A 22452-nucleotide genomic window follows, 5' to 3' on the forward strand; every position below is an offset into this window, starting at 1 on the left:
GGCGCCGCCGGCCGGGCCGCATAGGCATCGGGCGCCGCGCCGGCGGGCTCGCGATGAAACGCGAATGCGAGCGGCACGCGCGCCGAGCGCATCCCGTGCCGCATCGCGACCCCCGTTTCGGCCGGCCCGACGAACAGCACGCCGTCGTCGGCAAGACGCTCGCCGAGCGCGCGGATCACGCGATCCTGCGCGTCGCGATCGAAGTAGATCAGCACGTTGCGGCAGAACACGAAATCGTAGCGAAGGCCCGTGTCCGCCGCCGGTTCGACGAGGTTCGCCTGACTGAACTGCACACAGGCGCGCACGCGCTCGTCGAGCAGCCAGCCCTCGCGGGTCGGCGTGAAGTGCCGCGCGCGAAACTCCGTCGCGGTGCCGCGAAACGCGTTGCGCCCGTAACAGCCGAGCCGCGCCTGCTCGATCGCGCGCGTGCTGAGGTCGATCGCGTCGATCGTGAAACTGGCCGGGTCGAGCCCCGCGTCGAGCAGCGCCATCGCCGCCGAAAACGGTTCCTCGCCCGTCGAGCACGGCGCGCTCAGCACGCGGATCACGCGGCCGGGCATCGCCGCGAGCCGGTCGGCCGCGAGCCGCGCGAGCGTCGCGAAGGCTTCGCGGTCGCGGAAGAACCAGGTCTCGGGCACGACGAACAGCTCGATCAGCGCACGCCGTTCGTCGGCCGATGCGTTGAGCTGCTGCCAGTAGGCGTCGAGCGCGTCCTGCGTCACGGGCGGCCGCGCCGCCGACGACAGGCGCTCGCCGTCCGCCTGCAGCGCGTGCACGCGCTCCGTCAGCGCGCGGGTCAGGAAATCGTTGCCGAGCGAATCGGGGTCGATGCCGGTCTCGCGCAGCAGCCAGCCGCGAAATCGCGATTCGGACTCTTTCATGCGGACTCTCCCCCGTGGCCCGGCAGGCCGTCGTCGAACAGATACAGGCGTGCAACGTCGTCGATCAGGTCGGCAACCGATACCTGCTGCACGACGCCGTCGGGCGTATTCGCGACGGGCCCGAGCCAGCGCGTGCGCGCGGTCGAGATGCCGCTCGCGCGAAACGCCGCGCGATCGATCCGCATCGTCTGCGTCGCACGCTCGACGATCAGCCCGATCGTGCGCTCGCCGCCCGCCTCGTGCGCCCGGTAGCGGACCATCACGAGCCGCGTCGAGCGCAGCGCATGGGCGCGGCGCCCGAGCGCCAGCATCGGCACGTCGATCACCGGCACCGGCTGGCCGCCGCGCATCAGCAGCCCGGCAATCCATTCGGGTGCGCCGGGCACGGCCTTCGTGACCGCGAGCGGCAGCACCTCGTCGATGCCGGCCGCGTCGAGCGCATAGCGTTCACCGTCGAGCTCGAACATCAGGAACAGCGCATGCGCGCCGTTCTGCGTGTCCGCGCGCATCACGCGTCGACCTTGAAGCGCGACACGCTGGTGCGCAACTGGTTCGCGACGAGCGTCAGGTCGTCGATCGCCTGCGACGACTGGCGCAGCGACTCGGCCGTCTGCTGCGCGGCCTCCGACAGCTGCGACAGCGCCTGCGTGATCTGCTCCGCGCCGTTCGCCTGCGTCTGCATCCCTTCGTTGACCATCTGGAAGCGCGGCGAGAGCGTCTGCACCTCGGCGATGATCTGCGACAGCTGCCCGCCGACCTGCTGCACGTCGAGCATCCCCCGGCGCACTTCCTCGGAGAACTTGTCCATCCCCATCACGCCCGCCGATACCGCCGACTGGATCTCCTTCACCGTCTGCTCGATATCGTAGGTCGCGACCGCCGTCTGGTCGGCGAGGCGGCGGATCTCGGTCGCGACGACCGCGAAGCCGCGGCCGTATTCGCCGGCCTTCTCGGCCTCGATCGCGGCGTTCAGCGACAGCAGGTTGGTCTGGTCGGCCACCTTGGTGATGGTCGCGACCACCTGGTTGATGTTCAGCGCCTTCTCGTTGAGGATCGCGAGCTTCGCGTTCACCGAGCCGGCCGCGTCCATCACGCTGCGCATCGTCTCGCCCATCCGCGTGAGCCCGCTCTGGCTCACGCCCGCGAGTGTGGCCGACTGCTCCGCCACGCCGGCCACTTCGTTCATCGTGCGCACCAGGTCGCGCGACGTCGCGAAGATTTCGCGCGAGGTCGCGCCGATCTCGGTCGTCGTCGCCGCGGTTTCGTTCGCGGTCGCCTGCTGCTCGCGCGACGTCGCCGCGATCTCGGCGACCGACGTCGTCACCTGCAGCGACGACTGCTGCGCACGCGCGACGAGCTCGGTCAGTTCGTCGGCCATCCGGTTGAAGCCCGTCTCGAGCGTGCCGAATTCGTCGCGGCGGCGCAGGTCGAGGCGGCGCGTCAGGTTGCCGGTACGCATCACGTCGTGCACCTCGACGAGCCGCGCCATCGGGACGGTGACCGAACGGTACAGCATGTAGCCGAACCCGAGCGCCGACAGCAGCATGATCGCCAGTGCGGTCGCGAGCACCACCTCGGTGTCCTGCACGGATTCACGGATCAGCTTCGCCGACTGATCGGCGAACTTGCGGTTTTCCTGCACGAGAATATTCGCATTGCGCACGACCTCGGCCCATGCGGGCTGCACCTTCACGTACCCGGCGACCGCGTCGTCGTGCGATTGACGGTGCCGCTGCACCGCTTCGTTCAGCAGCGGCAGGTAGTGGTCGTAGGTGCCCCGGAAGGTCGCGAAGCGCTGCCGGTCGTCGTCGCGAAATATCGAGTTCTGGTACTCGACCGACAACGAATCGATGTCCTTCGCCACTTCGGCGATCTTCGCGAGATCGCGCTGGACGCTTTCGGGATCGGTCTCGACGAACGTCGCCTGCTGCAGCAGCATGAACGATTCATTCACTGCGCCGCGCAGCGACGACGCGAGGTAGACGCCGGGCAGCGAATCGCGCTCGATGCTGACGGCTTCGCTGTTGATCGCACGCAATCGCTCGTAGGACACGCCGGCTGTCACCAGCATCAGCACGAACAGCACGCCGAAGCTGAGCAGGATGCGATTGCCGAGCGTCAGCCGGGCAGCGCCGATCGTCGGATGCAGGCTTTCATTGGTCGCGCGGGGCGTCACGGTGGCCATGTTCGTTATGGGCTTTCTAATATCAGCGTTGAAAAAATCCGCGCCCGCCTGCGCGCCGGACGGCGCGCCACGAGCGCATCAGGGCTTGCAGGCGGCGCGGCGCCGGCAGGCCGCGCCGCGAAATCACCGCTCCGCTTGCGCCGGCAGCCGAAGCGCGACCATGAAGCCGCGCGCCGTATTGCGCATCAGGATCTGGCCGCGATGCCGCGCCGCCGTCGCGCGGACGAACGCGAGCCCGAGGCCGAAGCCGCCGCGCGCCGCGCCATGCGCAGTCTCGAGCTGCACGAACGACTCGGTCGCGGCCGTGCGCTGCTCCGGCGCGATTCCCGCGCCGGTATCCTCGACGCCGATCAGCCATGCACCGTCCTCGCCGCTCAGCGTGCAGTGCACGTCCGTGCCGGCCGGGCCGTACTTCAGCCCGTTGTCGATCAGGTTCGCGACCGCGCGCATCAGCATCATGCGGTCGCCCATCGTCACGCACTCGGTATCGGGCACGTGCGCGGTGACCCGGCTGCCGAGCCCGGCCGCCTTCTCCCACAGCTGGTCGACGGCGTCGAGCACGATCTCGTTGAGGCTCACGACCTCGTGCGCGCGGCGCTCGGACCGCGCGCGGGTCAGGTGGATGAAGCCGTCGGCAAGCGCGAGCGCGCGCCGCGCATGGCCGGCAATGCGTTCCATGATCGCCGGCATCTCGCCGTGCTCGGCGCGGTAGACGTCGAGCAGCGCGAGGATCGACGTCTGTGGCGAACGCATGTCGTGCGACAGGAAGTCGAGCGCCTCGTCGCGCTGCCGGGACATCAGGTACGAATTCGAGTGATAGCGGATCCGTGCGGCCAGCTCCATCGCGTCGGGGAGCTTCACCAGATAGTCGTTCGCGCCAGCGATGAACGCCTCGCGCTTGACGATCGGCTCCTCCTTCGCGGACAGCACGATGATCGGCACGCGAGCCGTGCCGGCGTCCGCGCGCCACGCACGGACGAGATCGAGGCCGTCGATCTCCGGCATCACGAGATCCTGCAGGATGACCGTCGGCTTCACGTCGCGCGCGACCGCCATCGCCCGGTGCGCGTCGGTGCACACGTGCAGGTCGATGTCGTGTTCGCTGCGCAGCGCGCGGCGGATCACCTCGCCGACGAACGGTTGATCGTCGACGAGAAGGACCGATAACCCCGATTCAAGACAATCCGAGGCATTATCAACGCTCGATTCTTTCATAAATACAGTTTCAAACGCCGATTCTCCAATCGATTCTTTCATAGGAGTTGTTTATCAGACTTGGGACGCTATCTTAATTCGGCGGTTGAAAAAACCGCCCGATTCCGCCGATTTGGCCTGTCGGCATTGGCCTTGCAGGGCTCCGGACGCCGATTTCTCCCCGTTGGCGGCCGCATTACCTCCGCATCCTTTCTCTCAATAAACATAACCGGCTGATTCTAAATGAAATTAGAACACAGCATCTATCTCCTTCCGGTTTAGTTTTGCCAAATATGCAGAAAGAGACGGAATCAGTTAAATCAGATCATTTCCGGATTCGAAAGACGATAACGTTTGCGAGACCGGCGCCATAAGGTTTGCATGCGCTGCAAGGCTGGTTGTCCGCTTCATTTGGGGCCGGATGGAAATGCGCCGAATCGGCGGGCGCGAGGAAGAAAAAAAGCGCGCCGGGCAACGATCTGCCCATGCGCGCTTCCGGTCGGCCGGCACCGGCCGCCGGATGACGGCATGACGGTGCCGTGCAGCCTTATCCGCGCGCGTGCTGCGCGGACACTTCCTGCAGGTCGAGGTCGCGTTCGAGCGCATGCAGCATTTCGTCGTGGATGCGGCCCGAACGGTGCAGGCGCAACAATTCGGCGCGCCCGGCCCTGATCGCGGCCAGCACGACGTCGTAGTGCGCGGTGCGCACTTCCGCCGGGTACGCCGGCTCGTCCTTCGCCCGTTCGGTCAATTCCGCGCGATACGTGTACTGCTCGAGCAGGCGCGGATGGATCACGACCCCGTTCTCGTCGCGCACGAGCGGCTGGATCGCCGCGAGTTGCGCGGCCTCGACGTACGCCCACGTCTGCGGCTCGGTCAGGTGGTGCGCCGCGCGCTCTTCGCGCTGCGGCAGGCGCAGCAGCCGGATCAGCGGCCCGATCGTCGTGCCCTGCAGCAGCACGGTGACGAGGATCACCGCGAACGACGCGACCAGGATCACGTCGCGGCCGGGCATCGCCTCGGGCAGCGACAGCGCGATCGCCAGCGTGACGACGCCGCGCATCCCGGCCCAGCTCATGATCGTCGCGGCCTTCCAGTCCGGTGCCTCGCCGCGCCGCGCGATCCCGCGCACCGGCCACTTCAGCGCCTCGACCGCGTAGATCCACACGAAGCGCGACACGATCACCGCCGCCAGCACCGCGAACATCGGCGGCACCATCGTCGCGAGCACCTGCTCGAAGCCGCCGAGCCGGTGGATCGCGCCGCGCAGCGACAGCCCGATCAACACGAACACCATCGCTTCGAGCAGGAACACGATGACCTGCCAGAACGCGGTGCCGCGCGTGCGCACGGCCGCCGAGAACACCTCGTGCTGATGCCAGCCGACGATCATGCCGGCCGTGACGGTGGCGATCACGCCGGATACCTCGACCATTTCGCCCGCGATATAGGCGATCCAGCCGGTGATCACCGCGACGGTGATCACGAGATAGTCGTCGTCGAGCTGCTTCAGGAACCACACGACGAGCTTGCCGACCGCGAAGCCGATCGCCACGCCGCCGAGCCCGAGCTCCGCGAAGCGCACGACCGCGTGCTCGAGGCTGAACGCGCCGGTGAGCGCGGCCGCGACCGCGAAGCGGAACAGCACGAGGCCGGCCGCATCGTTCAGCAGGCTCTCGCCTTCGAGCAGCACCATCAGCCGGCGCGGCAGCGCGACGCGTTCGAGCACGGCCTTCGCCGCAACGGCGTCGGGCGGCGACACGATCGCGCCGAGCGCGAAGCACGCGGCCCACGGCAGCGACGGTGCCACCCAGTGCACGGCGAAGCCGACCGCGAACGTCGTGAACACGACCGCGCCGATCGCCAGCAGCAGGATGCCGCCGACGTTGCGCTTGAACTCCTCCCACACCGAGAAGTACGCGCCGTCCATCAGCAGCGGCGGCAGGAACACCAGCAGCACCAGTTCGGGATCGAGATCGATCGGCGGCAGGCCGGGGATGAACGCGATGCCGATGCCGCCGATCAGCAGCGCGGCCGCGGGCGGCAGCCGCAGCCGCTTGGCGACGCATTCGAGCGCGACGATCGCGAGAAATGACAACAAAACCAGTTTGAATGCCGAGACGGGAGACATGAATCGACCTCATGAAGAATGAATTCGCGCTTTCCGGCGTCGTACCCCGGTCGGCAGTTTCGCGCGATTACATCACGAGGCGAGTCCCGTAGTCGAGCGCGTTCCGGCAGCCCGCCACGCGACGCCACTCGGGCACGATACGGGCCCGGCGGGGCCCGGCGCCGGCCCGCTGCGCGCGACGCCATGAAAAACGGCACGCGGGCCGGCCTTGCGCCCGCCCGCGTGCCGTCGCGGCACCGCGCATCCCGCCCCGCGTTACCGGCGCCGCACGACCATCAGCCGCGGCTCGGTCATGTCCTCGATCGCGTAGCGGATCCCTTCGCGGCCGAGGCCCGAATCCTTCACGCCCCCGTACGGCATGTTGTCGACGCGGAACGACGGCACGTCGTTGATCACGACGCCGCCGACCTCCAGCTCGTCCCACGCGCGCTGCGCACGCGTGAGCGAATCGGTGAACACGCCGGCCTGCAGCCCGAAGTCGCTGTCGTTCACGCGGGCGAGCGCATCGTCGAACCGGTCGAACTTCTCGAGGATCGCGACGGGGCCGAACGCCTCCTTCCGGTACAGGTCCTGCTCGTGCCCGACGTTTTCCAGCAGCGTCGCTTCGAACATCGCGCCGTCGACCTTGCCGCCCGCAACGATCTTCGCGCCCGCCGCGACGGCCGCGTCCATCCATCCCGACAGCCGGCGCGATTCGGATTCGGAAATCATCGGCCCGACGAACGTCGACGGATCCTTCGGATCGCCCATCTTCAGCGAACGCGTCTTCGCAATCAGCTTCTCGCGCAGCGCGTCATACAGATCGGCATGGACGAGGATCCGCTGCACGCCGATGCAGCTCTGGCCCGACTGGTAGTACGCGCCGAACGCGAGGCGCTCGACCACGTAGTCGAGCCGGTCGCGTTGATCCGCATCGACGATCGCGGCCGCGTTGCCGCCGAGCTCCAGCACGACTTTCTTCTTGCCGGCCTTCTCCTTCAGCGCCCAGCCGACGGCCGGCGACCCCGTGAACGACAGCAGCTTGAAACGCTCGTCGGTCGTGAACAGGTCGGCGCCGTCGCGATGCGCGGGCAGCACCGAGAATGCGCCCTTCGGCAAGTCGGTTTCGGCGAGTACCTCGCCGATGATCAGCGCGCCGACCGGCGTGCGGCTCGCGGGCTTCAGCACGAACGGACAGCCGGCCGCGAGCGCGGGCGCGACCTTGTGCGCGGCGAGGTTCAGCGGGAAGTTGAACGGCGAGATGAACGAGCACGGGCCGACCGGCACGCGCTTCGTGTAGCCCGTATAGCCCTGCGCGCGCGCGGAGATCTCGAGGTTGATGATCTCGCCGTCGATGCGCACCGACTCCTCGGACGCCACGCGGAACGTGTCGATCAGCCGCGTCACTTCGCCCTTCGAATCGTTGATCGGCTTGCCGGCCTCGATGCACAGCGCCTCGGCCAGCTCGTCGAAGCGCTCGCGAAAACGCGCGACGCAATGGTCGAGCACGGCCTGCCGCTTGTAGGCAGGCAGCTCGCGCATCGGCTTCGCGGCGTCGACCGCGGCACCGATCGCCGCGTCGATGGCCTTCGCGTCGGCCAGCGCGACGCGCGTCGCGACCTTGCCGCTGAACTTGTCCGTCACGTCCAGATCGGTGTTCGCGTAGACGGCTTCGTTGGCGAGGTAGTACGGATAGGTTTCCTTCAACATGGAACGACTCCTTCCTGTGGACGGGACATTCAGAGTTGCGCCGACAGGCGCTTGATCTCGCGGTTCAGCACGCGCTCGTTGTCCGAATAGTCGATCGGCACGTCGATCACGTGCACGCCCGGCGTCGAGAAACACTCGCGCAGCAGCGGCTCGAGATCGTCGGCCGATTCGACGCGGTGCCCGTGCGCGCCGTAGCTTTGCGCATACGACACGAAATCGGGGTTCTGCAGCGTCATCGCGAAATCGGGGAAATTCATGTTCTCCTGCTTCCAGCGGATCATCCCGAAGGCATCGTCGCGCAGGATCATCACGACGAGGTCGAGCTTCAGCCGCACCGCCGTTTCGAGCTCCTGCGAATTCATCATGAAGCCGCCGTCGCCGCACACGGCGATCACCTTGCGCTGCGGGTGCACGATCTTCGTCGCGATCGCCGACGGCAGGCCGGCGCCCATCGACGCGAGCGCGTTGTCGAGCAACAGGGAATTCGGCTCGTGCGCGCGCCAGTAACGCGCGAACCAGATCTTGTACATCCCGTTGTCGAGACAGACGATGCCGTCGACCGGCAGCGCGTTGTAAAGATCGTTGACGATCCGCACCGGGTACATCGGGAAGCGCGGATCGTGCTGGCCCTTCTCCAGATGGGCGTCGAAATGCGCCTTGATCATCGTGAAGCGCGAGAAATCCCAGTGCGGCTGCGGCGCGAGCGCCTCCTTCATCTGCCACACCGCGTTCGCGATGTCGCCGACCACCTCGATCTGCGGGAAGTAGACGGGATCGACCTGCGCGCCGAGAAAGTTCACGTGGATCACGGTCTTGTCGTCGGTACGCATGAAGAACGGCGGCTTCTCGATCACGTCGTGGCCGACGTTGATGATGCAGTCCGCATGCTCGATCGCGCGGTGGACGAAGTCGCCGTCGGACAGCGTCGCGTTGCCGAGCCACAGCGGGTGCGTCTCGTCGATCACGCCCTTGCCCATCTGCGTCGTGAAGAACGGGATGCCCGTCTTGTCGACGAATTCGAGCAGCATCTTGCAGGTGGTCTTGCGGTTGCCGCCCGCACCGATCATCAGCAGCGGATGGCGCGCGGCCTGGATCGCGTCGACCGCATGCGCGATCGCCTTTTCCTCCGCCACCGGCCGCCGGCTGTAGCTGCGCGGGATCGGCTTGCCGTCGCCCTCCTCGTGCGCGATGTCTTCCGGCAGCTCGAGGTGCGCGGCGCCCGGACGCTCCTCCTCCGCGCGGCGGAACGCCTCGCGCACGGCCGACGGGATGTTGCCGATCGACACGATCTGCCGCGTGAACTTCGTGAGCGGCTGCATCATGTCGACCACGTCGACGATCTGGAAGTGGCCCTGCTTGCTGGACTTGATCGGCTTCTGCCCGGTGATCATCAGCATCGGCATGCCGCCGAGCTGCGCATACGCGGCGGCCGTCACGAAGTTCGTCGCGCCGGGCCCGAGCGTGGCGATACACACGCCGGTACGGCCCGTCAGGCGGCCGTAGGTGGCGGCCATGAACCCGGCCGCCTGCTCGTGCCGGGTCAGCACGAGCTTGATCTTCGATCGCCGCAGCGATTCGAGCAGATCGAGGTTTTCTTCGCCGGGAATGCCGAACACGTACTCGACGCCTTCGGCTTCCAGCGCCTTCACGAACAGATCCGATGCTTTCATGGGGGACTCTCGGTTGATGCCGCCTGCCCGGCCTACGGACACGCAGCGTTCAGAACGCGCGCCGGCCTACGGCACGCGGACGCTTTACCTACTGGACACAAACCACGGCACTGCCCGCCGCGCAACGAGCGATGCGCGGCGGCGCCTCCGGATAGCGGAGGACAAACGGATCCGCCCGCGCGCGGCAAGCGCGCACGGGCGGCAAAGACGTGATTGATTGTAGACGGATTCGCAGAACTCCGACTTCGGCCGAACGGCCATTTGGCACGCAAACGAAGCGGGCAGCCCTAATGTAGCGGCTACCGAATAACCCGACCCGGCTAGACCCACCTGTGAACCATGGTTGACATACCGCAATCAATGCCCTACAGTGCGCCTACGTTCAGCATCCGGACCACCGACGTCTTCGACGCATGGTTTGCCGGCCTGCGCGATCGCGTCGCGAAGCGCCGCATCCAGGCACGCATCGACCGCCTGTCGATGGGCAATCCGGGCGACTGGAAATCCGCGGGCTCGCCGGTCGTCGAAATGCGGATCGACCACGGCCCCGGCTATCGCGTCTACTACGTCCGGCGCGGAACGATCTGGGTCATCCTGCTCGGCGGCGGCGATACATCGACGCAACAGGCCGACATACGCGCCGCGCACGCGATGCTCGCGCACCTCGACATGGAGTAATCGATGAACAAGATCAGCACCCGGCCGTGGGATTCGGCCGACCATCTGAAGACCGAAGACGACATGGCCGATTACTTCGAAGCGTGCCTGCAGGAAGCCGGCGACGATCCGGCCTTCATCGCGCACGCGCTCGGCGTGATCGCACGCGCACGCGGCATGTCGCAGGTCGCGCGCGACGCGGGCCTGTCGCGCGAAGGGCTGTACAAGGCGCTGTCGCACGACGGCAACCCCAGCTTCGGCACCATCCTGAAGGTCATCAAGGCGCTCGGCCTGCAACTGCACGGCGCGAAAGCGCCTGCATGACGCGCGGGCGCGGCCCGTCGCACCCTCCGCGCTCTCCCGCGATACCCGTGGCCGCGTCAGTGCAGCCAGCCGGCCGCCCAGCGCGGCACCAGCGACACCAGATACAACCCAAGCCCGATCAGCCCGCCGACCAGCGTGCCGTTGATGCGGATGTATTGCAGGTCCTTGCCGATGTTCAGCTCGATCTGCCGCGACATCTCGCGCGCATCCCAGTTGCGCACCGTGTCGCGGATATGGCGCATCAGGAAATCCGCGAAATCCGGCGCCATCTCGTGCACGGCCTTCTCGACATGCTCGTTCAGCGATGCACGCAATGCCGGACTCTCCGCCAGCCGCGCACCGAGCCAGCCGCCGAGCGTCGCCGCCTGCCGGTGCAGCGCCGAATCGGGGCGCGCGAGATCGGCCTTCAGCCACGCGCGCAACTGATCCCACAAGTCGCGGACATACTCGTTGAACGCGGCGCCGTCGCGAACGTAACGCTTGATCTCCTCGCCCTTCGCGATGAACGCGGGATCGTGCTTCAACCGCTCGGTCAGCCGCACGACCGTCCGGTCGAAGCGCTGCCGCAGCTCGTGCTCGGGGTCCGCCGCCACGCCTTCCAGCACGCGGCTCACCGCGCTCGCGAGCATCCGCGCGCCGTTCTCGCCGAACCACTGCGTCGGCATGATCTTCTCGACCTTCGGGTACTGCGTCTTCAGCCATTCGACGATGAAACCCGCGATCACCTCGCGGTTTTCTTCCTTGTCGAGCACGTCGACCACCTGTTCGATCGCGTCGTCGAGCAGCACCTGGTGGCGGCCGTCCTTCGTCAGCGTGTCGAGGATCGCGCCGGCCGATTGCGACAGGTCGACCCGGTCGATCACCGCGCGAAACGCATCGTGGACGAACGACTGGATCCGCGCATCGTCGGTCATGTCGAGCGCGAAACTCATCAGCTTCGTCACATAGCCGCCGAGCGCGTCAGTGTTTGCCGGCTCGCCGAGCCACGCGCCGAGTTTCTGCGCGGGATCGTGCTGGCGGATCTGCGCGGCGAGCGCGTCGGGGCCGAGGAACTTCTCTCGCACGAACACCGCGAGGTTGTCGGCGATCTTGTCCTTGTTCTTCGGAATGATCTCGGTATGACGCGATACGAACGGGATCGGTACACGGCGGAACAGCGCGACGACCGCGAACCAGTCGGCAAGCGCGCCGACCATCGCGGCTTCGGCCACGGCCTTGAAGCCGTCGACCCACGGGCCACGCGGCAGCAGGATCGTCGTGACGAACACCGCGACGGCGGCCAGCAGCAGCCACAGCGCGCGGCGCTTGCTGCGTTTCAGTTCGAGGGCTTTGTCTGGCGTCATGGCGGCAGGCGAATCGGCGATGCCGCTAATATCCCCGATTTCGCACCGGCCGACAAACGCGCGGCATGAAACGCGACGGCCCCGCGCGATCGCCGCCGAGCATGACGTCACCCGCCGCGTCGCGCAATCGTCCGGCAAGCGCGCGGCCGGAGACGTCGTCGCCGACGCCATCCGTCCGCCGCGCCTGCCGCCGTTACAGGAACGTCTTCAGATTCACCGTCGGATCGGCGAGCTTCACCGGATCGGGCACCGCCCCCGCCGCGATCAGCCGGCGCGATGCGCCGATGTCGCGGCCCTGGTTCGCCGCGGCCACCGCGACGATCCTGCCGTCGTCCCCCAGCCCGAACACCGTGAACGGCCCGTTCGCCGGGTCGCCGCGCACGACGATCGTGCGTTCGCTGCCGAACAACCCGAGCATCTGCAGGTTGCAGTCGTACTGATCGGACCACAACCACGGCAGCTCGGCATAGGTTTCGTCGGCACCGAGCAGGTTCGCCGCCGCGACGGCCGGCTGGTTTTCGGCCACCTGCCACGATTCGATCCGCACGTGACGCCCGAGCAACGGATTGAAGTGCATCGTCACCTCGCCCGCCGCGAAGATCGCGGGATCGACCGTACGGCAGCCCGCGTCGACGCGAATCCCGTTGTCGACATCGAGCCCCGCTGCGTGCGCGAGCTCGACATTCGGCACCACCCCGATACCGACCACGACGAGATCGGCCGGCACGTCGCCACGATCGGTCTCGACGATCGTGCCGCCACCCGGCGCGCGACGGATCGCGCGCGGCAGCGTCGCCATCCGGAAGACCACCCCGCGTGCGTCGTGCAGCCGATGCGCATACGCGCCGACGACTTCCGGCAACGCGCGCTGCAGCAGGCGCGGCGCCGGATCGATCACCGTCACGTCGCAACCGAGCTGGCGCGCCGCCGCCGCGACCTCGAGGCCGATGAAACCGCCTCCGAGCACCGCCACGCGGCGCCCCGGCGCGAGCTGCGCGCGCAACGCACGCGCATCGTCGACCGTACGGACGTAATGCGGCGTGACGCCTTCGTCGATCTCGCCGCCGAACGTACGCACCCGCGAGCCCGTCGCCAGCACGAGCCGCGCATAAGACAGCGTCGTGCCGTCGTCGAGCCGCACGCGCAATGCATCGCGCTCGATCGCCTCGACGCGCGTGCCGAGCCGCAGCTCGATGCGCTGCGCGTCGTACCACGCGGCATCGCGCACGAACGCACGCTGCTCGCCGCCCTCGCTGAGCAGCGCATCCTTCGACAGCGCGGGCCGGTCGTAAGGCAGCTCGCGTTCCGCGCCGATCATCACGATGCGCGCCGCGGCGTCGCGCTCGCGCACCGCTTCGGCCGTGCGCCGCGCCGCGTGGCCGGCGCCGACGATCACGAACGGATCAGCCGACATTGACTTCCACCTGCCCGTCGACGATCCGGATCGGATAGGTACGCACCGGCTCCGTGATCGGCGCGCATTTCGGCGCGCCCGTGCGAATGTCGATCAGCCCCTGGTGCAGCGGACATTCGACGCAGCCGTCCTCCACATACCCCTCGGACAGCCGCGCATGGCCGTGCGTGCAGAGATCGTGCATCGCGAACAGTTCGTCGCCGATCCGGAACACGGCGATCGGCTTCTGGCCGGCGACGCGCGCCGCCGGTTCGTCTTCGGAGAATTCGTCGAAAGCGCCGAGCGGGTGCCACTCGGCGAGCGTTGCTTCAGTCATGACTGTTCCTTGCTTCCGTATCAGATCGGGGTCGCGAGCAGCGTCTGCACGCGCGACGTGTCGTAGATCACCCGCTTGGTCTTGTAGCGCAGCCCGTCCGGCGTGCGCACGACCGTGTCGTAGTACTTGCCGGCCTGGTACACGTTCGACTCGCCGTTGCTGCGCGTCTGCACGACGACGTAGTTGCTCTCGGTGTCGATCTCGCCGTCACGTTCCGCGACGATCGTCAGGCCCGACGTCATGTGCCGGTACGTATGCTCTTCGTAGATGTTCGCGTGCCGCAGCGACACCACGCGGTCGCGCAGCATCCGCTGGTTCGTGCAGTGGACGATCCCGACCGGCAGCCCGAGGTCGGCGTTTTCCTTCGGCACGATTTCGTACGTGCAGTCCTCGGTGAACATCGTCGGCCATTCCTCGAGCCGGTTGTTGTCGAGGTGCCCGATATAGCGGTTCTGGAGCATGTAAATCTCGAACCACGTCTTCATGTCTTCCGTCAGGTTTTCCATCGTTCCGCGCTCCCGCTTCAATAGCCCATCAGCTTCTGGTAGCCGACCCAGAACTTGCGGATCAGGCTTTCGGTGATCACCGTGTCCTGCTGGTCCGGATTGCCGCGCGACATCTCGATCACCGACGTCGCGTCGCCGTCGCGCACCGTGCCGCGCTGCACGAGCTCGGTCGCCTCCGTGTCCTCCATCGAGATGTAGCCGGCCGGCCCGACGAGGTTCGCCTGCTTGATACGCAGCGCGCGCAGCTCGGGCGTATCGTCCGCGTAGCCGAAGAAGTGGAAGATCAGCTCGAAGTTGTCGGGGCCCTTCGGCAGGATCTGGCGGGCGACCAGCGTGTTGTGGATCTGCTGGATCACGAGCTGCGGGAAGATCGGCTGGATATGGTTCGTGCAGTCCTCGTCGTATTCCGACACGAGATCGAGAATCGATTCGTCTTCCAGATGGAAACCTTCGTCGAACGAGCGAATGTTCTGCTGCTTGTACGCGGCCGACGTATCGTCGCCCGTCTTCGTCACCGTGATGATGCTGTGCAGCCCGTGGTTCGCATCCGGAATCGAGCGCGCCTTCATCCCGACGCGGAAGATGTTGAAGGTCGTATGGAACAGGTGCAGCATGCTCGCGTGATACGGGTCCTTCACGTTCTCCATGTACAGCTTCCAGTTCGACTTCGAATACTGGCGCGTGCAGCCGAGATACTCGATCGGCTTGTGGAAGATCCGGTCGATCCACGGGCGCATCTGCTCGCCGAGATAGTCGGGCAGCGGCATCACGTCGTCGCTGAAGGTGGCGAACACGAGCCCGCGATAGCTGTCGACACGCAGCTTGCGCAGCCCGTGCTGCTTCGGGTCGAAGTCGGCCGGCATCCCGGACATCCCCTTCTGGCCGCGCCGGAACGGCACACCCAGCAGGTTGCCCGTATTGTCGAAGCTCCACTGGTGATACACGCACGTATGCGAGCTCGCGTTGCCGCGCGACTTGCGGCACACCTGCGCGCCGCGGTGCGCGCAGCGGTTCACCCACGCGGAAAGCGCGCCGTCCTCCGTGCGCGTGACGACCACCGGCGTATCGCCGACGAACGTGCTCTTGAAATCGCCGGCGTTCGGGATTTCCGCTTCCAGCGCGACGAAGTTCCACGTCGGGCCGCGAAAGATGCGTTCCTGCTCGCGTTCGTAGACGGCCTGCGAGCTGAACACCTTGTACGGCACGCGCGAGCCGTCGTCGTGCGGAAAGCTCACGTCGGACGCGTCGTCGCGCGCGGCGAACACGACGGGCGATTCTGTCTGCTCCATGTCGGACTCCTTGTGGTTCCGTTTCATTAACAAGATGGAGTCCATTTTTGAAAGGCTAATATTCCCCGTCTATCCGGAAAGTGCGATTGCGGCGGCGCAATATCCACTTTCGGCGGATTTCTGAGCTAGCATGACGGCACACACGACCCTGCGCACGATCGCGACCCATTCATCGGATCGAAGCGCGCGTCGCTCATACAAAGGCTGAGGCCCATGTCCCCAACGTCGTTCGAGCCGCTCGCGCTGCGCGCGCACCGGCTGTTCGAATCCCGCGATCTCGACGAGACGCGCGAGCGGATCTCGCGCGTGATGCAGCCGCATGCGCTGCTGCCGAACGGCCGCACGCATGGCGCGTCGCACATGGATTTCGTCCGGCTCGGCGGGCTCGGGATCGGCACGATCGCATTCGGCGACGCGATGCGCGTGCAGGTCGACGCGGTCGACGGCTACTACCTGCTGATGTTCTGCCTGTCCGGCCAGGCCGAGGTGCGCGCGATGGGGCGGCAGCTCGGCGTCGACGGCCAGACCGGCGTGCTGTGCGCGCCCGGCGAGCGCTTCGACGCGGTGCTGTCGGCCGATTGCGAGCAGTTCGTGCTGCGCATCGACGCGGCCACGGTCGGCTCGCTGACGGGCGACCCGCGCGCGACGCTCGACCCGGTGCTGCATGTCAGCGACGCCGCGCTCACCGCGTGGCGCCAGCAACTGATGCTCGTCGCCCGCTCGCCCGAGCTGCTCGAGCGCGCAAACGCGAACCCGCGCGTCGCGTCGCAGCTCGAGCACCTGCTGATCGATCTGCTGATCGAAGGCCACCCGCCGTCCGTGCTGCACGCCTCGCACCGCGACCCCGCGCCGGGCTTCCTGCGGCGCGCGCAGGAATTCGTGGACGCGCACTACGCGCAGCCGCTGCAACTCGCCGATATCGTCCAGGCCGCCAACGTGCCGGAACGGACGCTGCGCGACGCGTTCCTGCAGTTCCGGGGAATGAGCCCGATGCAATACCTGCGCGCGACGCGGCTCGACCATGCGCGCGAGCTGCTGCGCGGCGCGGCGTCCGACCGGCGGATCGCCGATGTCGCGCTCGATTGCGGGTTTACGCACCTTGGCCGGTTCGCGATCGCCTATCGGGAAAAATTCGGCGAGTCTCCGTCGGAAACGCTCGACGTGAAGCGATAGCGACGCGTTCGCTGGCGCGGCCGGTGGCATGTGGCTTGTGGCTTGTGGCTTGTGGCTTGTGGCTTGTGGCTTGTGGCTTGTGGCTTGTGGCTTGTGGCTTGTGGCTTGTGGCTTGTGGCCTGCGACCCGCAAAACCAGCGCGGCACTTGCATCGACGCGCGTGACATTACGCCCCCCTCCGCATCCACCGGCGCACGCCAAAACAGACCGTTAGTTGCGATACTTGAAGGCGGCGACGCCCGTCAGGCCGATGCCCCGATCATCTCCCGCGCAATCGCGCAGAACGCGGCCGTGGCGGCGCTTTCGCCGTGCAGCCGGCGGCTCATGATGATCGGCGACGTCGCGGCCGGCTCCGGCAACCGCCGGTAGACCACACCCTTCACGCGCACGCCCTCCACGCTCTCCGGCACCAGCGACACGCCGACCTGCGCGGCCACGAGCCCGAGCGCCGTCTGCAGCTCGCGCACCTCGTGCACGGCCGCCGGCACCAGCGCGCCGTCGCGCAGCGCCGACAGCTGCTGATCGGCGAAGCTCGGCCGCGGCGTGCTCGGATAGACGATCAGCGTCTCGTTCGCGATATCCGCGAGCGCGAGAGGCCGATCGGGATCGGCGAGCGGATGCCCGACCGGCAGCGCGGCGATCAGCTTTTCCTCGATCAGCGCCTCGCGCACCAGCTGGTCGTCGTCGAACCGCAGGCGGCCGAACCCGACGTCGATCCGCCCGCCCTTCAGCGCGCCGAGCTGTTCGAGCGTGAACATTTCGATCAGCGACAGTTCGACGTCGGGCTGCGCCTCGCGAAACGCGCGGATCACGTCCGGCAGCGCGCCGTACAGCGTCGACGGCACGAAGCCGATCACGATCCGCTCCGACAGCTGCGCGAGCCGCCGCGTCAGCGGGCCGAGCTCGTCGGCCTGGTCGACGAGGCGCTTCGCCTGCGCGTAGAACACGCGCCCCGCATCCGTCAGCTTCAGCGGCCGCGCGCCGCGCTCGAACAGCGGCAACCCGATCTCGTCCTCGATCGCCTGGAGCTGGCGGCTCAGCGGCGGCTGCGTCATGTGCAACCGCTCGGCCGCCCGCGTGATGTTCATTTCCTCGGCGACGGCGATGAAGTAGCGGAGCTGGCGCAATTCCATTTCATGCCTCAAAGGTATGGAAGTAGTCGGAAAGAGTGTTGGACGACGCGGGGCGGGAATTCCTACCATGTGCACCAACAGGAGGAATCGCATGATAGCAACTGCCGCCACCATCGAACGCATCGAGACTTTGCTGGTCGACGTGCCGACGATCAGGCCCCACAAATTGTCGGTCGCCACGATGAATTGCCAGACCCTCGTGCTGGTTCGCGTTCGATGCACGGACGGTATCGAAGGCGTCGGCGAGGCGACGACCATCGGCGGCCTCGCCTACGGCGAGGAGAGCCCCGAAAGCATCAAGGTCAACATCGACACCTACTTCGCGCCGTTGCTGCAGGGCATGGACGCGACCCGCCCGGGCGCCGCGATGGCGCGCGCCCGCAAGCTGTTCCAGGGCAACCGCTTCGCGAAGTGCGCGATCGAGACCGCGTTGTTCGACGCGCAGGCGCGCCGCCTCGGCGTGCCGCTGTCGGAACTGTTCGGCGGCCGCCGGGCCGACGCGGTGGACGTCGCATGGACGCTCGCGAGCGGCGACACGCAGCGCGACATCGCGGAAGCCGAAGCGATGCTCGACGCGCGCCGCCACCGCGCGTTCAAGCTGAAGATCGGCTCGAACGCGGTCGCCAGCGACGTCGCACACGTCGTCGCGATCAAGCGCGCGCTCGGCGAGCGCGGCGACGTGCGTGTCGACGTGAACCAGGCATGGAGCGAAACCGACGCGATCTGGGCCGGCGCACGGCTCGCGGAAGCGGGCGTGAGCCTCGTCGAGCAGCCGATCGCCGCGACCAACCGCGCGGGGCTGAAACGCCTCACGCAGCTCGCGCAGGTGCCGATCATGGCCGACGAGGCGCTGCACGGCCCCGTCGATGCGTTCGCGCTCGCGCAGGATCGCGCGGCCGACGTGTTCGCGGTGAAGATCGCGCAATCGGGCGGCCTGCAGGGCGCGGCGAGCGTCGCGTCGATCGCGGCGGCGGCCGGCATCGAGCTGTACGGCGGCACGATGCTCGAGGGCGCGGCCGGCACGATGGCGTCCGCGCAACTGTTCAGTACGTTCGACTCGCTGAAATGGGGCACCGAGCTGTTCGGCCCACTGCTGCTCACCGAGGAAATCCTCGTCGAGCCGCTGCGCTACGAGGATTTCAAGCTGCACCTGCCGGCAACGCCCGGCCTCGGCATCACCTTCGACTGGGCCCGCATCGAACGCATGAAGCGCGACGCCCGCTGATCCCCACACGACAACCGAAACCGGAGACACACATGGACAAGCAAGCCATCGACGCCCTGCTGAAGACGTTCGACGACGCCGCGGAGAAGCCCGGCAACCCGCGCGTGCGCGCGATCGTCAACCGGATCATGAAGGACCTGTGCTACACGATCGAGGATTTCGACGTGCAGCCGAGCGAATTCTGGACCGCGCTCAACTACCTGAACGAAGCGGGCAAGGAGCTCGGCCTGATCGCCGCGGGCCTCGGCCTCGAGCGCTTCCTCGACGTGCGGATGGACGAAGCCGAAGCGAAGGCCGGCATCGAGGGCGGCACGCCGCGCACGATCGAGGGGCCGCTGTACGTTGCCGGCGCGCCGGAATCGGTCGGCCATGCGCGCCTCGACGACGGCACCGATCCGGGCCAGACGCTCGTGATGCGCGGCAAGGTGCTCGGCCAAGACGGCGCGCCGATCGCGAACGCGCTCGTCGAGGTGTGGCATGCGAACCATCTCGGCAACTACTCGTACTTCGACCAGTCGCAGCCCGCGTTCAACCTGCGCCGTTCGATCCGCACCGACGCGGAAGGCCGCTACAGCTTCCGCAGCGTGGTGCCGGTCGGCTACAGCGTGCCGCCGGGCGGCAAGACCGAGCAACTGCTCGACCAGCTCGGCCGCCACGGCCATCGTCCGGCGCACATTCACTTCTTCGTTTCGGCGGACGGTTATCGTAAGCTGACGACGCAGATCAACATCGAAGGCGATCCGCACCTGTGGGACGACTTCGCATTCGCAACGCGCGACGGGCTGATCCCGGCAGTGAAGCAGGCCGAAGGCGCGGAAGGCAAGCCGTACGGCGTCGACGGGCAGTTCGCGCTGATCGACTTCGATTTCTCGCTGCTCAAGGAAAAGCAGGACGTGCCGGCAAGCGAAGTCGAGCGAGCCCGCGCGCAGGCGTGAGCGGCCTTCCCGTTCGACGAATCGACAACGCAAGGAGTGCAGGATGCTGTTTCATGTGGAAATGACCGTCCGTCTGCCGACGGACATGGATCCGGTCAAGGCGGCCACGCTGAAGGCGGAAGAAAAGGCGATGTGCCAGCGGCTGATGAACGAAGGTGTCTGGCGTCATCTGTGGCGGATCGCCGGGCAGTATGCGAACGTCAGCATCTTCGACGTCGAGAGCGTGCAGCAACTGCATGACCTGCTGAGCCAGTTGCCGCTGTTCCCGTATATGGAGATGGAAGTGCGCGCGCTGTGCCGGCATCCGTCTTCGGTGCGGGAAGACGATCGGTAAGCAGGCGATCGAGTTCCGGCAAGACGGGCGGCCCGCGATTGCATCGCGGGCCGCCCGTTTCGTTTCGTCATCCGCCGGGGTGGATCGGGTTGCCGCGCGGCCGGCTTCCGCGCATCCGTCGCGCCGATCTCCGGAAACGGTTCGATTCGCGCGCAGGTGTCGATATGCCCGCGCGCCGCTTTCCCGAGCGGGCCCGCCTGCGTCATCAATACGCGTGCGCCAGATGCGCGGCAAACCCCACCGTCCCCGGCACGATCTCCTCCTTCAGCGTCAACGCCGGAATCTCGTAATCGCCCGCGTTCTGTCGCCGGAACGGAATCGGCTGCGCGGTCCACAACGCATCGAGGCGCTTGCCGAGCGCCGCACGCGTTTCGTCGAAGCGCGCGTCGTTCATCTTGCCCGTCCGGTAGATCACGAACGGCGGCAGCACGTCGAACCCCGGGTAATACAAGATCCCGTGCTGGATCGGAAACAGCACGTCGTCGATCGGCCCGTTGATGCCGCGCGGGCTGTAGTGCGATTCCCACCCGCCTGCCGTGACGATCAGCATCGCCCGCTTGCCGGCCAGCGCCCCTTCGCCGTAGCGGTTGCCCCAGCGCGTCTCCGAATGCTCGCCGACGCCATACGCAAAACCGTACGCATACACACGCTCGACCCAGCCCTTCATGATCGCCGGCATCGAGAACCACCACAGCGGAAACTGCAGGATCACCGCGTCGGCCCACTTCAGCTTCTCCTGCTCGCGCGCGATATCTTCGCTTTGCGTGCCGGCCGCGAATGCGTGCTTCGAGTCGAGCGACGGATCGAACCGCGCGTCGGGTGCGCGACCGGTCACGTCGTTCGCGTCGAACGCCGCCTTCCAGTTCATCGCATACAGATCCGTCACCTGCACCGCGTGGCCGGCTGCTTCGAGATGCTCGACGGCAAAGTCGCGCAGCGCGCCATTCAGCGAACGCGGTTCGGGATGGGCATAAACGATCAGCACATTCATGTTCGTCACTCCTTTGATTGAATGACCACAGGATGCCGCCGTCGAAGGTATATTTGAAATGAATTCCTGATATTCCAGGTATAGCCATGAATAATCTAAGACGACTCGACCTGAACCTGCTCGTCACGCTGGACGTGCTGCTCGCCGAGCACAACGTCACGCGCGCGGCCGAGAAACTGAACATGTCGCAGCCGTCGGTGAGCGTGCAGTTGCAAAAACTGCGCGACCTGTTCGGCGATCCACTGCTGTTGCCGGGGCCGCGCGGGATGCGGCCGACCGCGCGCGCGGAAACGCTGCGCGAGCCGTTGCGCGATGCGCTCGAAGCCGTCGAGCGCGCGGTGGTTCCGGCCACACCGTTCGATCCGGCGACCGCGACGAACACGTGGCGCGTGGCCGCGACCGACTACGGCGAATCGACGATCGTGCTGCCCGCGCTGCACACGCTGCGCTCGGCCGCGCCCGGTACGCGGCTCGCCGTCGTCGAACTCGCGCCGCCGCGCATCGAGCAAGATGCCGAACGAAACGGCATCGACCTCGCCTTTCATACGACGGAAGGGTCGCCGGCCGGCATGCGGCGCCTGCCGCTGTTCGTCGAGCGTTATGTGCTCATCGGCCGCGCCGGGCATCCGAAGCTGAAGCGGCGCCCGACGCTCGCGCAGTTCGGCACGCTCGAACACGTGATCGTGTCGCCCGATGGCGGCGGCTTCTTCGGCGTGACGGACGAAGCGCTCGCAAAGGTCGGGGCCGTGCGGCGCGTCGTGCTGTCCGTGCCGCACTTCCTGTTCGTGATGTCGGCGGTCGCGAGCACCGATCTCGTCGCGATGCTGCCCGAGCGACTGGTGCGCGACGTGCCTGCGTTGCGTGTGGTGGACGCACCGGTCGAGGTGCCCGGCTATGAAATGTCGATGCTGTGGCACGAGCGCGTGCATCGCGATCCGGCGCACCGGTGGCTGCGGGAGACCATCGCGGCGGCGGTCTGACACGGCCCGGTTGCCGGACGGCTGCCATCTGCTGTCATCGGGGGCTTGAAAGTGCGCCGATCACTGTATATATTTACAGTGT

At 67.0% G+C, this 22452-nt stretch carries 21 protein-coding genes; 7 read left to right on the plus strand and 14 right to left on the minus strand.

What is annotated here, in order from left to right; all coding sequences use genetic code 11:
• The 7 genes from DPV74_RS11030 to DPV74_RS11060 form a co-directional block, all read right to left on the minus strand.
• Nucleotides 1–881 (minus strand): protein-glutamate O-methyltransferase CheR (locus DPV74_RS11030; RefSeq protein ID WP_162923014.1); only part of this gene is annotated, 881 nt, incomplete at its 3' end.
• Nucleotides 878–1390: a chemotaxis protein CheW gene (locus tag DPV74_RS11035; protein ID WP_217445240.1), complete on the minus strand. Its 513-nt coding sequence runs from the start codon at nucleotides 1388–1390 to the stop codon at nucleotides 878–880. The genes DPV74_RS11030 and DPV74_RS11035, both read right to left, overlap by 4 nt.
• Nucleotides 1390–3066 carry a methyl-accepting chemotaxis protein gene (locus DPV74_RS11040; protein WP_060194941.1) on the minus strand — a complete coding sequence of 559 codons (1677 nt, stop codon included), beginning with the start codon at nucleotides 3064–3066 and terminating at the stop codon, nucleotides 1390–1392. The genes DPV74_RS11035 and DPV74_RS11040 overlap by 1 nt, the downstream gene beginning before the upstream one ends.
• 123 nt (nucleotides 3067–3189) lie before the next feature.
• A complete protein-coding gene (locus DPV74_RS11045) occupies nucleotides 3190–4323 on the minus strand; it encodes a hybrid sensor histidine kinase/response regulator (RefSeq protein ID WP_119337142.1) in 1134 nt (377 codons plus the stop codon).
• A 484-nt stretch (nucleotides 4324–4807) separates the two neighbouring features.
• Nucleotides 4808–6391 carry a Na+/H+ antiporter gene (locus DPV74_RS11050; protein WP_119337143.1) on the minus strand — a complete coding sequence of 528 codons (1584 nt, stop codon included), beginning with the start codon at nucleotides 6389–6391 and terminating at the stop codon, nucleotides 4808–4810.
• Nucleotides 6392–6646: 255 nt separating this feature from the next.
• The gene (locus DPV74_RS11055) at nucleotides 6647–8080 is read right to left on the minus strand and encodes an aldehyde dehydrogenase family protein (protein WP_119337144.1); all 1434 of its coding nucleotides are present in this window, start codon (nucleotides 8078–8080) and stop codon (nucleotides 6647–6649) included.
• 29 nt (nucleotides 8081–8109) lie between these two features.
• Nucleotides 8110–9750, minus strand: coding sequence for an acetolactate synthase large subunit (locus DPV74_RS11060; protein WP_027790992.1), 1641 nt, complete (start codon nucleotides 9748–9750; stop codon nucleotides 8110–8112).
• A gap of 360 nt (nucleotides 9751–10110) precedes the next feature.
• Here DPV74_RS11060 and DPV74_RS11065 point away from each other — a divergent pair, with 360 nt between their 5' ends.
• Both DPV74_RS11065 and DPV74_RS11070 read left to right on the plus strand, forming a co-directional pair.
• The gene (locus tag DPV74_RS11065) at nucleotides 10111–10428 is read left to right on the plus strand and encodes a type II toxin-antitoxin system RelE/ParE family toxin (protein ID WP_162923015.1); all 318 of its coding nucleotides are present in this window, start codon (nucleotides 10111–10113) and stop codon (nucleotides 10426–10428) included.
• 3 nt (nucleotides 10429–10431) lie between these two features.
• Complete coding sequence (locus tag DPV74_RS11070; RefSeq protein ID WP_119337146.1) at nucleotides 10432–10731, plus strand: addiction module antidote protein; 300 nt, start codon at nucleotides 10432–10434, stop codon at nucleotides 10729–10731.
• A 56-nt stretch (nucleotides 10732–10787) separates the two neighbouring features.
• On the opposite strand, the gene DPV74_RS11075 is transcribed toward DPV74_RS11070, so the two are convergent.
• From DPV74_RS11075 to andAc, 5 genes are all read right to left on the minus strand, one after another.
• The gene (locus DPV74_RS11075) at nucleotides 10788–12074 is read right to left on the minus strand and encodes a DUF445 domain-containing protein (RefSeq protein WP_059684715.1); all 1287 of its coding nucleotides are present in this window, start codon (nucleotides 12072–12074) and stop codon (nucleotides 10788–10790) included.
• A 193-nt stretch (nucleotides 12075–12267) separates the two neighbouring features.
• Complete coding sequence (gene andAa, locus DPV74_RS11080; RefSeq protein WP_119337147.1) at nucleotides 12268–13488, minus strand: anthranilate 1,2-dioxygenase system ferredoxin--NAD(+) reductase; 1221 nt, start codon at nucleotides 13486–13488, stop codon at nucleotides 12268–12270.
• Nucleotides 13478–13804, minus strand: coding sequence for an anthranilate 1,2-dioxygenase ferredoxin subunit AndAb (gene andAb, locus DPV74_RS11085; RefSeq protein ID WP_006479527.1), 327 nt, complete (start codon nucleotides 13802–13804; stop codon nucleotides 13478–13480). Before andAb ends, andAa begins: the two co-directional genes overlap by 11 nt.
• Before the next feature lie 20 nt (nucleotides 13805–13824).
• The gene (andAd, locus tag DPV74_RS11090) at nucleotides 13825–14310 is read right to left on the minus strand and encodes an anthranilate 1,2-dioxygenase small subunit AndAd (protein ID WP_034196026.1); all 486 of its coding nucleotides are present in this window, start codon (nucleotides 14308–14310) and stop codon (nucleotides 13825–13827) included.
• 17 nt (nucleotides 14311–14327) lie between these two features.
• Entirely contained in the window at nucleotides 14328–15599 is a 1272-nt protein-coding gene (gene andAc / locus DPV74_RS11095) for an anthranilate 1,2-dioxygenase large subunit AndAc (RefSeq protein WP_119337161.1), read from the minus strand.
• A 213-nt stretch (nucleotides 15600–15812) separates the two neighbouring features.
• Between andAc and andR the strand changes: the two genes are divergently transcribed.
• Nucleotides 15813–16772, plus strand: a complete 960-nt coding sequence (gene andR, locus DPV74_RS11100; protein ID WP_027790986.1) for an anthranilate 1,2-dioxygenase regulatory protein AndR — start codon at nucleotides 15813–15815, stop codon at nucleotides 16770–16772.
• A gap of 242 nt (nucleotides 16773–17014) precedes the next feature.
• Here the strand turns inward: andR and DPV74_RS11105 are convergent, their stop codons facing one another.
• Complete coding sequence (locus tag DPV74_RS11105) at nucleotides 17015–17905, minus strand: LysR family transcriptional regulator (protein WP_021157296.1); 891 nt, start codon at nucleotides 17903–17905, stop codon at nucleotides 17015–17017.
• Nucleotides 17906–17996: 91 nt separating this feature from the next.
• On the opposite strand from DPV74_RS11105, the gene DPV74_RS11110 reads away from it, so the two are divergent.
• Genes DPV74_RS11110 through catC form a run of 3 tightly spaced genes read left to right on the plus strand, consistent with a single transcriptional unit; the run spans nucleotide 17997 to nucleotide 20399 of the window.
• Nucleotides 17997–19130, plus strand: a complete 1134-nt coding sequence (locus tag DPV74_RS11110) for a muconate/chloromuconate family cycloisomerase (protein ID WP_027790985.1) — start codon at nucleotides 17997–17999, stop codon at nucleotides 19128–19130.
• A 32-nt stretch (nucleotides 19131–19162) separates the two neighbouring features.
• Complete coding sequence (gene catA, locus DPV74_RS11115) at nucleotides 19163–20065, plus strand: catechol 1,2-dioxygenase (protein WP_027790984.1); 903 nt, start codon at nucleotides 19163–19165, stop codon at nucleotides 20063–20065.
• A 43-nt stretch (nucleotides 20066–20108) separates the two neighbouring features.
• Nucleotides 20109–20399, plus strand: coding sequence for a muconolactone Delta-isomerase (gene catC, locus DPV74_RS11120; protein ID WP_027790983.1), 291 nt, complete (start codon nucleotides 20109–20111; stop codon nucleotides 20397–20399).
• Nucleotides 20400–20604: 205 nt separating this feature from the next.
• Here catC and DPV74_RS11125 read toward each other — a convergent pair whose 3' ends face one another.
• Nucleotides 20605–21390: an NAD(P)H-dependent oxidoreductase gene (locus DPV74_RS11125; RefSeq protein WP_027790982.1), complete on the minus strand. Its 786-nt coding sequence runs from the start codon at nucleotides 21388–21390 to the stop codon at nucleotides 20605–20607.
• Nucleotides 21391–21476: 86 nt separating this feature from the next.
• Between DPV74_RS11125 and DPV74_RS11130 the strand changes: the two genes are divergently transcribed.
• Nucleotides 21477–22370, plus strand: coding sequence for a LysR family transcriptional regulator (locus tag DPV74_RS11130; RefSeq protein ID WP_021157299.1), 894 nt, complete (start codon nucleotides 21477–21479; stop codon nucleotides 22368–22370).
• Nucleotides 22371–22452 lie beyond the last annotated feature (82 nt).

The sequence above is a fragment of the Burkholderia sp. HAN2018 genome (assembly GCF_024704855.1).
GTDB lineage: Bacteria > Pseudomonadota > Gammaproteobacteria > Burkholderiales > Burkholderiaceae > Burkholderia > Burkholderia cepacia.

Excerpts from the sequence above, each read along its gene's own strand:
- DPV74_RS11050 (WP_119337143.1), bottom strand. The coding sequence starts at position 6,391 with ATGTCTCCCGTCTCGGCATTCAAACTGGTTTTGTTGTCATTTCTCGCG.
- DPV74_RS11065 (WP_162923015.1), top strand. The coding sequence starts at position 10,111 with ATGCCCTACAGTGCGCCTACGTTCAGCATCCGGACCACCGACGTCTTC.
- andR (WP_027790986.1), top strand. The coding sequence starts at position 15,813 with ATGTCCCCAACGTCGTTCGAGCCGCTCGCGCTGCGCGCGCACCGGCTG.
- DPV74_RS11035 (WP_217445240.1), bottom strand. The coding sequence starts at position 1,390 with ATGCGCGCGGACACGCAGAACGGCGCGCATGCGCTGTTCCTGATGTTC.
- andAb (WP_006479527.1), bottom strand. The coding sequence starts at position 13,804 with ATGACTGAAGCAACGCTCGCCGAGTGGCACCCGCTCGGCGCTTTCGAC.
- DPV74_RS11045 (WP_119337142.1), bottom strand. The coding sequence starts at position 4,323 with ATGAAAGAATCGATTGGAGAATCGGCGTTTGAAACTGTATTTATGAAA.
- andAa (WP_119337147.1), bottom strand. The coding sequence starts at position 13,488 with ATGTCGGCTGATCCGTTCGTGATCGTCGGCGCCGGCCACGCGGCGCGG.
- DPV74_RS11070 (WP_119337146.1), top strand. The coding sequence starts at position 10,432 with ATGAACAAGATCAGCACCCGGCCGTGGGATTCGGCCGACCATCTGAAG.
- DPV74_RS11130 (WP_021157299.1), top strand. The coding sequence starts at position 21,477 with ATGAATAATCTAAGACGACTCGACCTGAACCTGCTCGTCACGCTGGAC.
- DPV74_RS11075 (WP_059684715.1), bottom strand. The coding sequence starts at position 12,074 with ATGACGCCAGACAAAGCCCTCGAACTGAAACGCAGCAAGCGCCGCGCG.
- DPV74_RS11060 (WP_027790992.1), bottom strand. The coding sequence starts at position 9,750 with ATGAAAGCATCGGATCTGTTCGTGAAGGCGCTGGAAGCCGAAGGCGTC.
- DPV74_RS11110 (WP_027790985.1), top strand. The coding sequence starts at position 17,997 with ATGATAGCAACTGCCGCCACCATCGAACGCATCGAGACTTTGCTGGTC.
- DPV74_RS11105 (WP_021157296.1), bottom strand. The coding sequence starts at position 17,905 with ATGGAATTGCGCCAGCTCCGCTACTTCATCGCCGTCGCCGAGGAAATG.
- catA (WP_027790984.1), top strand. The coding sequence starts at position 19,163 with ATGGACAAGCAAGCCATCGACGCCCTGCTGAAGACGTTCGACGACGCC.
- DPV74_RS11055 (WP_119337144.1), bottom strand. The coding sequence starts at position 8,080 with ATGTTGAAGGAAACCTATCCGTACTACCTCGCCAACGAAGCCGTCTAC.
- DPV74_RS11125 (WP_027790982.1), bottom strand. The coding sequence starts at position 21,390 with ATGAATGTGCTGATCGTTTATGCCCATCCCGAACCGCGTTCGCTGAAT.
- catC (WP_027790983.1), top strand. The coding sequence starts at position 20,109 with ATGCTGTTTCATGTGGAAATGACCGTCCGTCTGCCGACGGACATGGAT.
- DPV74_RS11040 (WP_060194941.1), bottom strand. The coding sequence starts at position 3,066 with ATGGCCACCGTGACGCCCCGCGCGACCAATGAAAGCCTGCATCCGACG.
- andAd (WP_034196026.1), bottom strand. The coding sequence starts at position 14,310 with ATGGAAAACCTGACGGAAGACATGAAGACGTGGTTCGAGATTTACATG.
- andAc (WP_119337161.1), bottom strand. The coding sequence starts at position 15,599 with ATGGAGCAGACAGAATCGCCCGTCGTGTTCGCCGCGCGCGACGACGCG.